The organism is Streptococcus mitis subsp. hohhotensis (assembly GCF_020089495.2).
GTDB lineage: Bacteria > Bacillota > Bacilli > Lactobacillales > Streptococcaceae > Streptococcus > Streptococcus hohhotensis.
Genome location: NZ_JAIRCA020000005.1, coordinates 24,936 through 37,047 on the forward strand (window position 1 = coordinate 24,936; position 12,112 = coordinate 37,047).

Genomic DNA, 12,112 nt, shown 5'->3' on the forward strand with positions numbered 1-12,112 from the left:
TGGAGACCTGTAGGAACTCTCAGTATTATTTCGGGTTGCATTATAACTTTCAAAGGATTGAAAAAATAATCTTTTACTCATGAAGAAAAAATTTGTTATGATTAAACTGAAACTATTGTTTTTCTCTCTACTATCAAGTCTATTATTCTTAGTCACAACATCTACGGTTTTTGCTGATGTCTATCCTGGTACAAATTATGAAATTGTATCTAATCGTATTGTAAAAGATATCAACACAGGAGAGTTATTGTCATTTTATACAACTGAACTTAGAGACGCCTATTTAGAGTCTAAATCTACGTATCAGACTCGTTCTAATGCAACTGGTGTTGCAGACTATAGAACTAAATACTCTCACTCTTACAAGAAAAGCACCACATCAGGTCCTGTAAGTTCAACTGCCTATGGTGGAAAAGCTGGAGCTACTCTGACTGTAGGTGCAGGTGTTAGCTTTTCTGCTCCGGAGTCTGGAGCTGGACTTAGTTTAAATCACTCAGTCTCCCATAACGTACCACCCTACACTTATGGTTATATTAGACTAAAAGCATCTTACACAGTAAACGTTCGTAAACTAGAAGTTAGATACTTAGGCACCAACAAATGGGTTCCAGCTGGTGAAACCTCTACTATATCGAATGTTAGCGTTTGGAGCGAACTGGTCACTTGGAAATAACTCATTAGAGACTGGGTAAAAACTCAATTTCAGGAGAAAATGAAATAAATTTTCTCACAATAAAACGCATAGTATCACGGTTTTCAATATCTGATATTATGCGTTTTTGATTTTAAAGAGCTAAATTTCTTAACTTAATGACATTGCTTTTTGCCTTTCCCCTTCTTTTTCAAAAAGCAAAAATGTCCTATCAAATTGATAGAGCATGTGATATAATAACGATGGCACTAACGATACTCCTTGGAAAAGGAGGTATTACAGATACTAGAACTTCTCAAAATAGTACTTATCGCAGTCATCGAGAGTATCATCTCATGGCTGGTGACTCGTTGGCTAGTCGATCACTTCGACAAGTAACCTTCCTGGTTAGTGCTATCTAACCCAGAAAAAAATCCCCTCGGTATTGCAGTACCGAGGGGATTTCTGTTAGCACTAAAATGCTAGAACTTCTCAATTCCTCTTTATTATCTCACATGCTCTGTTCAATTGTCAAGAAAGAGGTGTTTTATATCTTTATAACTCATCGGCTAATTTATTTATCTTTCTGAGTCTGTGGTTGACACCACTTTTGGTCAGAGGGGTACTGAGGCTATCTGCCAACTGTTGGATAGAGTAGTCTGGGTGCTGAATCCGCAGTTGCGCTACCTCCTGCAAATCCACTGGCAGATTTTCTAAGCCCATGATATCTTTGATTTTACTGATATTGTTGATAGTCTTTATGCTGGCAGAAACTGTCCGAGCGATATTAGCTGTCTCCGCATTATTGGCTCGATTGAGGTCGTTACGAGTTTCTCGCAAAATCTTAACCCGCTCAAAATCATCACGCGCCTGCATGGCTCCGATTACTATCAAGAAGTCCATAATGTCTTCGGCACGCTGGAGATAGGTCACAGCTCCCTTCTTACGTTCAAGCACCTTGGCATCCAGTAAAAATTGCTGGAGAAGGGAGGCAATCCCTTGCGCGTGGTCCAGATAAACAGAACTGATTTCCAACTGGTACTTGCCTGACTCAGGGTCACGAATGCTTCCATTCGCTAAGAAAGCGCCACAGAGATAAGCACGGCCTGCTTCCTCATCCGATAAAATTGCCTCATCAATGCCTGTTTCCAGGCCAAAGAAGGAGTCCGCCAAGTGCAAATCACTCAGCAAGTCCTGTACCTTTTCATCTGTAAAAACAGTATAGACCCGATTCTTGCGAAGATTACTTCTTTGGTGGTGGCGAATTTCTGATTTGATTTCATAGAAATGGAGAAAGGACTCATAGAGGTGACGAGCCAGCTTGGCATTTTCTGTCACAACTGACAAGGTCAAGCCCGAAGTTGAGAGACCGATACTACCAGACATCTTGATAATGGCAGATAATTCATGCCGGCTCAGATGGTGTTGACCTAGGATTTCTTCTTTTACTGCTACTGTGAAACTCATTTTCTCACCTGTATAATCCGCATCAACTCATCCACAATCAAATCCCCATCGTGGAAAGCACCTCCATTTTCCAGACGAAGGAAGTTGGATGAAATCACACGCGGAACTTGCTTACTAAGACCAGCAAAATCATGGTCAACCTGCACCAAGTATTCATCAAAACGGTTGGAATTCATATATTCCTGTGGCACTTTTTCGATATTCACCAAGACAGTATCAATAAAAGGTCGGCCAAGGTGACGATGCAAGACTTCCACGTGATCACTATCTGTAAAGTGTTCCGTCTCCCCACGTTGGGTCATGATATTGCAGACATAGGCGATTTCTGCCTTAGTTTCCAAAAGCGCCTGCCCGATTTCTTTAATCACGATATTGGGCAAAATAGAGGTAAAGAGGGAACCTGGCCCTAGGACAATCATGTCACTTTCAAGAATGGTCTGTACTACTCGACGGCTAGCCAGAGGCGTATCATCATTGAGGGTATTGCTCACATAGACATGGTCAATCATGCCTGGATGGTCTGCAATATGACTCTCTCCAGCCACTTTTGTCCCATCCTGAAAGACTGCGTGCAGGGTCAAAGGATGGTCACTGGAAGGATAAATCTTTCCAGTTGTATGGAAAAATTTGCTCAGCAACTGCATGGCATTATAGGTCGAACCCTGCATTTCTGACAGACCAGCGATAATGAGATTTCCCAATGGATGGCCAGCAAAGGCTCCAGCATCTTCAGAAAAGCGGTACTGAAAGACTTTCTCATAAAACTTAGGCATATCCGACATGGCCACAAGGACATTGCGAAGATCACCTGGCGGTGTCAATTGCTGCATATTTTTTCGGAGTTCACCTGATGAACCACCATCATCCGCCACCGTTACGATAGCAGCGATTTCCACATCTTTTTCACGCAAACTTTTAAGAATGACGGGGATCCCAGTCCCTCCACCAATCACCGTTATCTTTGGTTTTCTCATGAACGGTTTACCGTTTCCTTTCTTCGGTCTTTGTCACGATGCCCTTCATTGACAGGCCAAGTCTTGGATAAGTCCTGCGCCAAGCGTTTAGCAAAGGCCACACTACGGTGTTGCCCACCCGTACAACCCATGGCAATGGTCAAAACGGACTTACCTTCCTTTTGGTAACTTGGCAAAATCGGCTCAATCAAGGCCAACAAATGTTGATAGAAGTCTTCTGACTCAGGGTGATTCATGACATAGTCATAAACTGGTTCATCTACACCCGTTTGGTTTCGCAGTTCTGGAAGGTAGTAGGGATTTGGTAAAAAACGGACATCAAAGACCAAGTCCGCATCAATCGGGATTCCATATTTAAAGCCAAAAGACATGACTTCGATACGGAAAGACTGGGCTTGTTCTTGATCTGAAAACTGCTCTGCAAGGGTTTTACGTAGCTCACGTGGAGTGAGTTCAGTCGTATCCACCACATTTTGGCTCATATTTTTCAAAGGCGCCAAGAGTTCACGTTCCAGCTTGATTCCATCCAAAATCCGTCCATCTGCTGCTAATGGGTGACTCCGTCTGGTTTCCTTGTAACGAGCGACCAATTCCTTATCAGCTGCATCCAAAAAGAGAATTTTAAAGTCCAGTTCTTCCTTGTTTTCCAACTCATCCAAAACAGCTTGAATCTCTGAGAAGAAAGAACGGCTACGCATATCTACTACCAAGGCCAACTTATGGTCGTCTTCCTTTGTTTCCACCAACTGCAAAAACTTAGGCAAGAGAGCTGGCGGCATATTATCAATAGTAAAATAACCCAAATCTTCGAAGGACTGAATGGCAACTGTTTTCCCTGCACCACTCATTCCTGTCACAATCACCAAATGAAGTTGTTTCTTTGTCATCTTTTTCTCCTTATATCAAAAGAAGTTTGGCAGAACCAAACTTCAACTAGCTTATCCAATCTCTGCGATGACTTCGATTTCGACTTTTACATCACGAGGAAGACGAGCTACCTCCACAGCTGAACGAGCTGGAAATTCCTCTTTAAAGGCCGTTTGGTAAACCTCATTAAAAGGAACAAAGTCGTTCATATCGCTCAAGAAACAAGTTGTTTTGACAACATGGTCAAAGTCAGTTCCTGCCTCTGCCAAAATAGCACCAATGTTTTTCAAGACTTGTTCTGTCTGTTCTTGGATTGTTTCTCCAACGATTTCCCCAGTTTCAGGAGAGAGAGGAACTTGACCACTAGCAAACAAAAGGTTGCCAACGATTTTTCCTTGAACATATGGTCCGATAGCCTTTGGGGCTTTGTCTGTATGAATTGTTTTTGCCATTTTCTTTTCCTCACAATTTTTCTAAGATTGCATCCCAAGCCTCATCCATCCCTGCCTTGCTGACAGATGAAAAGAGGATGAAATCATCACTTGGGTCAAAATTTAATTTCTTTTTGATTGCTGATTCGTGCTTGTTCCATTTACCACGAGGAATCTTGTCCGCCTTGGTCGCAACGATAATAACCGGAATCTCGTAATACTTGAGAAATTCGTACATCTGCACATCATCTGCTGACGGGTCATGACGGAGGTCAACTAGACTAACCACTGCACGGAGATTTTCCCGAGTCGTTAAGTACTCCTCAATCATGCGCCCCCACTTTTCACGTTCCTTCTTGGAAACGCGGGCATAGCCATAACCAGGCACATCCACAAAGCGCATTTTGTCATCAATGTTAAAGAAGTTGAGAAGCTGGGTTTTACCAGGTTTCCCTGATGTTCGAGCTAGATTCTTGCGGTTCAGCATGGTATTGATAAAGCTAGATTTACCAACATTTGAACGCCCTGCTAGGGCAATCTCTGGCAGTTCATCCTGCGGATAGTGGGATTTATTCGCCGCACTGAGCAAGATTTCTGCATTGTGTGTATTAAGTTCCATAGTCACCTCTAGGCTGTTTCTAGGATTGGTTTATCCGTTCCATCGACAGCTTCTTTTGTGATGCGGACCAATTTAACATTTTCCTGACTCGGTACTTCAAACATGACATCTAACATGGTTTCTTCAATAATCGAGCGAAGACCACGCGCACCCGTTTTGCGTTCGATGGCCTTATTGGCAATCTCTTGAAGAGCTTCGTCGTCAAATTCCAACTCAACATCATCATAAGACAGCAAGGTTTGGTATTGTTTGACCAAGGCATTTCTTGGCTCTTTCAAAATACGCACCAAATCATCTACTGTCAATTGTTCAAGAGCAGCAAAGACAGGCAAACGTCCAATCAACTCAGGGATAATACCAAATTTTTGAATATCTTCTGCGATGATTTCTTGCATGTAAGAGCTATTTTCATCAATCGCTTTATTGTTTTGACCAAATCCGATGACTTTTTCACCAAGACGTTGTTTGACGATTTCTTCAATGCCATCAAAGGCACCACCCACGATGAAGAGGATATTTTTAGTATCCACTTGAATCATCTCTTGTTGTGGATGCTTGCGTCCACCTTGAGGCGGCACGCTAGCAACGGTTCCCTCGATAATCTTGAGGAGGGCTTGTTGCACCCCTTCACCAGAAACATCACGTGTGATCGATACATTCTCACTCTTCTTGGCAATCTTGTCAATTTCATCCACATAGATAATCCCACGCTCTGCACGTTCAATATTAAAGTCAGCAGCCTGCAGGAGTTTGAGGAGGATATTTTCCACGTCCTCACCAACATAACCAGCCTCAGTAAGAGCTGTCGCATCTGCGATCGCAAAAGGTACATTCAAGCTCTTAGCCAAGGTCTGAGCAAGGAAAGTTTTCCCTGAACCAGTTGGGCCAATCATCAAGATGTTTGACTTCTGCAAATCCACATCTTCTGACTCTTCACGCGTATCGTGGAAATTGATGCGTTTGTAGTGGTTGTATACTGCTACTGCTAAAGCACGTTTTGCACGATCTTGACCGATTACATAGTGGTTCAAGATATGGAGGAGTTCGATTGGTTTTGGAACTTCAGACAAGTCTGCCAAGACTTCTTCCGCCAACTCCTCTCGAATGATTTCCTGAGCCAACTCCACACATTCATTACAGATAAAGGCGTTGTTCCCAGCGATTATTTTTTGTACTTCTTCTTGGCTTTTGCCACAAAATGAGCAATAAACCATCATATCATTATTCCTAGTTGTAGGCATGATTTCCTTCCGTTCTATTCTATACTGTCATTCTATCTAAAATAAGGTCATGTAAAAAGCATGGATACTATTGACCAAATTGGTAAATGCATTTAACCAGAGCAGGACAGAAAGTCCATAGCGCTTTTTACGAAAAGCCTGTGCCCCTGCAAGCAAGCAGACCAAACACAGCATGGCTGTGAAAAAACCAAATATACTACGTTCCATTAGACTTCCTTTCTCTTGCGGTATTGGATGGTAAAATCATAAGGATTTTTCTCATCTTTGCTATAGAATTTGCTTGAAACTGTCTCAAAAAGAGACAAGTCAAATTCTTCAGGGAAATAGGTATCTCCTTCCACCCGAGCATGAATGTGAGTCACAATCACTTCGTCAAGGTAGGGTTCAAAAGCTTGAAAAATTTGCTTTCCACCTAGAATATAAAGATTCTTATCTTGAGCCTGATACCAGTCCAAGACAGACTGAACATCATAAAAAGTAGCAACCCCGTCTATCTTTTCTTCTGGGTTACGAGTCAAAATCAAGGTCTCCCGTTTGGGAAGCAAGCGACGCCCTATTCCATCAAAGGTCACACGCCCCATCAAGATAGCATGATTCAGAGTTGTTTCTTTGAAGTGTTGCAGTTCTGCTGGCAAATGCCAAGGCAGGCGATTGTCCTTACCAATCACACCCTCTTCATCCTGGGCCCAAATAGCTACGATTTTCTTAGTCATGCTTCCATCCTTTTTACTGATAGTACTATTTTATCAAAAAACTCAAAAAAAGACTGGTTTGGAATAGCTTACAAAATAGAAAAAAATCCGTAAGATGCATCCTACAGATTTTTATATGATTATTCTATTTCTTACAAACCAGGTGCTTGTCCAAGTTCTGCTGCAAGCATCCAGATTGTTTTGTCAGTTTCAGTCTTAGCGTCTGAGAAGATACCGTTTGTTACATCGTCACCTTCTTCATCAGTAACATCCAAACCTTTTTGGAAAAGTTCTGACAAGTAACGGTAGATAGCAAGCACACGTTCCAAGCTTTCTTCAACATTACGGTATTCACCAGCTTCTTCTTCGATTTCACTGTTTTGAAGGAACTCTGTCAAAGTAGAGAATGGGCTTCCCCCAAGTGTGATCAAACGCTCACTGATTTCATCCAATTGACCATCAAGAGCTTCCATATACTCATCCATTTTTGGATGCCATACAAGGAAACCACGACCACGCATATACCAGTGTACTTGGTGCAAAGCCACATGAGCTACGTACAAATCAGCAACAGCTTGGTTCAAGACTTCCTTCGTTTTTGCCAATGCTACTGGCGCTGCTTTTGTTAATGATGTTACATCTTTTACTGCTTCTTTTTTCAATTCTACCATTGTTTTTACCTCATTCATTATTATTTGTAATCACTTCTTAATGATTACTATCTTAGTATACTACTAAGAATAACCAATAGCAAGCCAAATGACTCACATGAGAAAAGTTGCAATAGACTGATAATTTAAGAATTTTTTAGAATAAAACCCAGTCCCCTTACACCTCTCTTATACTCAATGAAAATCAAAGAACAAACTAGGAAACTAGCCGCAGGCTGTACTTGAGTACGGCAAGGTGACGTTGACGTGGTTTGAATTTGATTTTCAAAGAGTATTAACTGAGACAAAATAAAGAAAAAAGGGATGCAATTTTCTTGCACACTCCTTTCTCAAACTTATATCTTAATACCAAACGCTGACGTCAACACGACCACGAATTCCTTTTAAGTATTCAGACGAAGTATATTGCCAACCTTTTTCTCCTGAATAATGAGGATTTGTCCAATCAAGCGCATCAGTATAGGCTGCTACCCAGTTAACATGTTGCAAAATATCAGGATGATTCAAACGAGTTTGCAAAAGTTGACGGTAGCTATAAACATTCACATTTTGATAACCAGCCTGCTTCATTGTTGCCATATACTTGTTGATAATCTTGACCCAGGTTCCAGTATCACTTGGAGCTCTCTTGGTCTTATTGACATATTCCCAGTTCTCAACATCGTAGTAGATAGGGTAAGACAAGTTCATCTTGTATTTTTTCAAGAGTTCAATGGTTTGATTAGCATCATTCTCAGCATCGGTCTCATTTTCAGCATAAGTATAAAGGTAAACACCGTAAGGAATTCCAAGACGGTTTAACTCCTTAATATTATGAGCCAATTCCTTGTCTTCAATTCCACTATAACCCAAACGAACAATTACTCCATCTACTCCATTATCATCAATGACTTTTTTCCAGTCACTGATACGACCATTGTGTTCACTGACATCGATGACCTTTTTAACTTGATCAGTCCCAACTTGTTCTTCACGATGGTTAAAGAAATAACGTCTGCCATTTCGGTGAACCCAGCCAACATTCAAGTCTTTCTTTTCTTTTAACTCACCTGAGTCAGAAAAAATATAGCGAGCATCATCCATGACTAATTCACCAGTCGCCATAGCACCACTTCCTGTCAAATAGTAGTTACCCTGCCACTCATCTTTGGCCATGTAACCCCACTTCTTGAAATAGTACCACTTGCCGTCTACCTTTTGCCACTCTTGATTTGCATAAGAACCATCAGATTTGAAATAGAAGTAAGACGAATAGGCTGGATCATAAAGCCATTCATTTTGCATCATGGCACCTTGACCATTTAGGAAATAACTTCCTTGCCATTGGCTTTTAGCTAAATAGCCCCATTTTTTAAAATAGTACCATTTACCTCCAACAGAATGCCATTCCTGGTTAGCATAAGAACCATCAGACTTCAGGTAAAACCAATTCTTATAGGCGTTATCATAAACCCATTCATTCTTAGCCATATAGCCACCTGATTTTAGGTAGTAATTGCCCTGCCACTCATTTTGAGCATAACGACCGTCTGACTTAATATAAAACCAAGCCTTATAGTAGTTATCAAAAATCCACTCACTCTTAGCTTTTGAACCATCTGCTTTTACATAGAAGTCACCTTCCCAGTTTGCTGATGTTGAATTTGGCTTACTTTCTTCTTTCTGACTACTAGCTCGCGTCTCTTTGACTTCTTCCTTTTTCTCTTGACGCTGACTAGAAGAAGTCTCAACCTTTTTCTCTTCTTCTTTTTGACTTGTAGTCGTTTCTGATTTCTTTTCTTCTACCTTACTAGAATAAGCTTGAACACTGCTTTCTTCTGAAGATGCTTTCACTTCAGTTTCATTGGCAGGCACTTGATTGACAACTAGTCCAATCAAAAAAGCGCTTGCTAATCCAATTTTTCCAATCTTTGTTTTCAATCTTTCCTCTCCTATAAAAAATGGAACAGACATCTGAATGCTGTTCCACCTAGCTTTTGCTACTGATTATTTTACAAAGTCAAGCAAAGCCAAGAAGCTTTCTGCTTCAAGTGACGCACCACCAACAAGGGCACCGTCAACGTCTGGGCAAGCCATGTATGAAGCAACGTTTTCAGATTTAACAGAACCACCGTATTGAACACGAACTTTGTCTGCAACTTCTTGACCAAAGTCAGCAGCTACAACGTCACGAACAACTTTACACATTTTTTGTGCATCGTCTTGTGAAGCTGATTTACCAGTACCGATAGCCCAGATTGGCTCGTAAGCGATAACTGATGCAGCAACTTGTTCAGCAGTCAATCCAGCCAATGCAGCAGATACTTGAGCACCTACGAATTCAGCAGCTTTACCAGCTTCATAAGTTTCAAGTGATTCACCACAACAGATGATTGGAAGCATACCGTTTGCAAAGATTGCTTTTGCTTTTTTATTGATATCTTCGTCAGTTTCATGGAAGTAGTCACGGCGTTCTGAGTGACCGATAACAACGTATTCAGTACCGATTTCTTTCAAAACTTGTGGGCTAGTTTCACCAGTGAAAGCACCTGCATTTTCAAAGTAGCAATTTTGAGCAGCAACTTTAAGGTTTGAACCTTTAGCAGCAGCAAGAACAGTTGTCAAATCAACTGCAGGAGCTGCGATTCCTGCTTCAACAAGATCTGATGAAGGAAGTTTTGATGCAACTGCTTCAACGAATGCTTTAGCTTCTTCTGGATTTTTGTTCATTTTCCAGTTACCAGCGATAAATGGTTTACGTGACATTTCACATACCTCTTTTTTCAATTTATTTTCTATTTATTTTATCACAATTAAACACAGCTTGCAAATCTTACTCGGATTTCAAGCCTGCTTGCATGGATTAATCCTTCCAAAGATCCATAGCATTTCTGAAATCTGCAGATACCTGTGTCAACTGAGGATTGCTGGCTTCTCTTTCTGCCCTCTTAGCCTCGATTTGGGCCACACTTTTGATGCCTTCATGGCGCCAGTTTCTCAAAATGGCCTGGATGTACTTCCAATTTGCTTTTCCATTTAAAACAGCTTCACGAAGAGCTTCCTTAATCAAGTCAGCACTGGTTCCATCTTCTTTTAGTGTCTTAGTCAAATCTTCAATTTCAAAAGGTGTCAACAGGCGTCCCAACTCCTGCTGGAAGGTTTCTACCAAATCCTTGAGCTGGTTTTGAGGTGTCAACTGGTCTGAACTCGAAGCAGTAGCTCCAAGCAAGTCATCCAAGCGTTCCAAGGCCAAACTAGCATCAAAAAGCAATTCGATTTCACCATTCAATTCAATCGTTCGATACTGAAGTAGTCCCCTCTCCGTCAGATTAGAGATGGACTGGTTGACATCTGAAATTTCCTTGCCAATCCTGTCAGCAATCTGGCTTGGAGACATTTCTTCTATGCCAGTCGTATTTTGCAAATAGAAAAATTGCCAGACTAGAAAATCATCGCTAGAAGGAAAGAGTTCCTTAAAATGCAAGAGCAGGGCACTCGGTAAAACCAAGTTCCCTGATTTAAAAGCGTCTAAATATGTCATAATTCCTCTTATAAATATCCATATGCAGATGCATCATCTTCTATCTTTCTCCAGTCAAAAGGTGTCTCCTGATAGACCGCATAATTCACCCAGTTACTGAAAAAGAGAGCTGCAGATGAAGACCAACAAAGACAAGGTGTCTGGTTGACATCATCATCCTTAAAGTAATTTTCTGGAATATGTGGATCCAAACCTGCATCACGATCTCGGAAATACTCTTTTGCCAAGGTATCACGGTCATATTCCAAATGCCCAAAACTATAAATTTCTCGCAAATCACGACTGGCCAAAATCGAAACCCCAACCTGAGGTCCTTCTGATAAAATCTCGAGATTGGTTTTGTTTAAGATCTCTTCCTTAGAAATCTCCGTATGCCGAGAATGAGGGGATACATAGCTATCGTCAAAACCTCTAAATAGAAGATGACCTTCCTTTAAGGTGTCCTGAGGATAGATACCCGATAACTTACTGTCCATATGGTATTTTTCCACTCCATAGCGCAGATAAAGACCAGCCTGAGCTCCCCAACAGATATGAAGGGTCGAATAGACATGAGTCTTAGACCACTCAAGTACCTGACTGAATTCCTCCCAATAGTCCACTTCCTCAAATGGTAAATGCTCAACTGGAGCACCCGTGATAATCATGCCATCAAAATACTCATCCTTAACTTCAGGAAAAGTTTTATAAAAGGTCTCCATGTGCTCTGAACGAGTTGTCTTAGAACGGTGGCTTTCCATATAGAGAAAATCAATATCCAGTTGCAGGGGTGTATTAGCCAAATGGCGCAACAACTGGGTCTCTGTGACCATTTTTTGTGGCATAAGATTTAAGATTAAAATCTTCAAAGGACGGATATCTTGGTGGGCCGCACGTTGATCATCCATGACAAAGATGTTCTCTGTCCGTAAAATCTCAACAGCTGGTAATTTTTTATCAATTCGAATCGGCATAACCCTCTCCTAACTGTATTCTTTCAGGAATCATTGCATATGTTTG

At 41.2% G+C, this 12,112-nt stretch carries 15 protein-coding genes; 2 read left to right on the top strand and 13 right to left on the bottom strand.

Going from position 1 to position 12,112, the window contains the following annotated elements; translation table 11 throughout:
• The first annotated feature begins 97 nt into the window (after positions 1-97).
• Together K4Z77_RS03145 and K4Z77_RS03150 are read left to right on the top strand one after the other, a co-directional pair.
• A complete protein-coding gene (locus K4Z77_RS03145) occupies positions 98-673 on the top strand; it encodes a hypothetical protein (protein WP_000593540.1) in 576 nt (191 codons plus the stop codon).
• A 221-nt stretch (positions 674-894) separates the two neighbouring features.
• Positions 895-1,053, top strand: a complete 159-nt coding sequence (locus tag K4Z77_RS03150) for a hypothetical protein (protein WP_157768876.1) — start codon at positions 895-897, stop codon at positions 1,051-1,053.
• 133 nt (positions 1,054-1,186) lie between these two features.
• Here K4Z77_RS03150 and whiA read toward each other — a convergent pair whose 3' ends face one another.
• The 13 genes from whiA to metA form a co-directional block, all read right to left on the bottom strand.
• The gene (whiA, locus tag K4Z77_RS03155; protein WP_224218415.1) at positions 1,187-2,098 is read right to left on the bottom strand and encodes a DNA-binding protein WhiA; all 912 of its coding nucleotides are present in this window, start codon (positions 2,096-2,098) and stop codon (positions 1,187-1,189) included.
• Positions 2,095-3,072, bottom strand: coding sequence for a YvcK family protein (locus tag K4Z77_RS03160; protein ID WP_224218416.1), 978 nt, complete (start codon positions 3,070-3,072; stop codon positions 2,095-2,097). Before K4Z77_RS03160 ends, whiA begins: the two co-directional genes overlap by 4 nt.
• Positions 3,069-3,959 (bottom strand): RNase adapter RapZ, encoded by an 891-nt coding sequence (rapZ, locus tag K4Z77_RS03165; protein ID WP_023943686.1) that lies wholly within the window; start codon positions 3,957-3,959, stop codon positions 3,069-3,071. Before rapZ ends, K4Z77_RS03160 begins: the two co-directional genes overlap by 4 nt.
• A 51-nt stretch (positions 3,960-4,010) precedes the next feature.
• Complete coding sequence (locus K4Z77_RS03170) at positions 4,011-4,391, bottom strand: RidA family protein (protein WP_001140420.1); 381 nt, start codon at positions 4,389-4,391, stop codon at positions 4,011-4,013.
• A 10-nt stretch (positions 4,392-4,401) separates the two neighbouring features.
• Positions 4,402-4,989 (bottom strand): ribosome biogenesis GTP-binding protein YihA/YsxC, encoded by a 588-nt coding sequence (yihA, locus tag K4Z77_RS03175; RefSeq protein ID WP_000422605.1) that lies wholly within the window; start codon positions 4,987-4,989, stop codon positions 4,402-4,404.
• 8 nt (positions 4,990-4,997) lie between these two features.
• Complete coding sequence (gene clpX / locus K4Z77_RS03180; RefSeq protein WP_025169664.1) at positions 4,998-6,230, bottom strand: ATP-dependent Clp protease ATP-binding subunit ClpX; 1,233 nt, start codon at positions 6,228-6,230, stop codon at positions 4,998-5,000.
• Between the two features lie 36 nt (positions 6,231-6,266).
• On the bottom strand, positions 6,267-6,437 hold the full coding sequence (locus tag K4Z77_RS03185) for a hypothetical protein (protein ID WP_000442260.1): 171 nt from the start codon (positions 6,435-6,437) through the stop codon (positions 6,267-6,269).
• Complete coding sequence (locus K4Z77_RS03190; RefSeq protein WP_224218417.1) at positions 6,437-6,943, bottom strand: dihydrofolate reductase; 507 nt, start codon at positions 6,941-6,943, stop codon at positions 6,437-6,439. Before K4Z77_RS03190 ends, K4Z77_RS03185 begins: the two co-directional genes overlap by 1 nt.
• Before the next feature lie 131 nt (positions 6,944-7,074).
• Positions 7,075-7,593 (bottom strand): Dps family protein, encoded by a 519-nt coding sequence (locus K4Z77_RS03195; RefSeq protein ID WP_004237560.1) that lies wholly within the window; start codon positions 7,591-7,593, stop codon positions 7,075-7,077.
• 342 nt (positions 7,594-7,935) lie between these two features.
• Positions 7,936-9,546 (bottom strand): GH25 family lysozyme, encoded by a 1,611-nt coding sequence (gene lytC / locus K4Z77_RS03200; RefSeq protein WP_224218418.1) that lies wholly within the window; start codon positions 9,544-9,546, stop codon positions 7,936-7,938.
• Positions 9,547-9,579: 33 nt separating this feature from the next.
• Positions 9,580-10,338, bottom strand: a complete 759-nt coding sequence (gene tpiA, locus K4Z77_RS03205; protein ID WP_224218419.1) for a triose-phosphate isomerase — start codon at positions 10,336-10,338, stop codon at positions 9,580-9,582.
• A 97-nt stretch (positions 10,339-10,435) separates the two neighbouring features.
• Positions 10,436-11,113, bottom strand: coding sequence for a DnaD domain-containing protein (locus tag K4Z77_RS03210; protein ID WP_224218420.1), 678 nt, complete (start codon positions 11,111-11,113; stop codon positions 10,436-10,438).
• An 8-nt stretch (positions 11,114-11,121) separates the two neighbouring features.
• Positions 11,122-12,066 carry a homoserine O-acetyltransferase MetA gene (metA, locus tag K4Z77_RS03215; protein WP_224218421.1) on the bottom strand — a complete coding sequence of 315 codons (945 nt, stop codon included), beginning with the start codon at positions 12,064-12,066 and terminating at the stop codon, positions 11,122-11,124.
• Between the last annotated feature and the right edge of the window lie 46 nt (positions 12,067-12,112).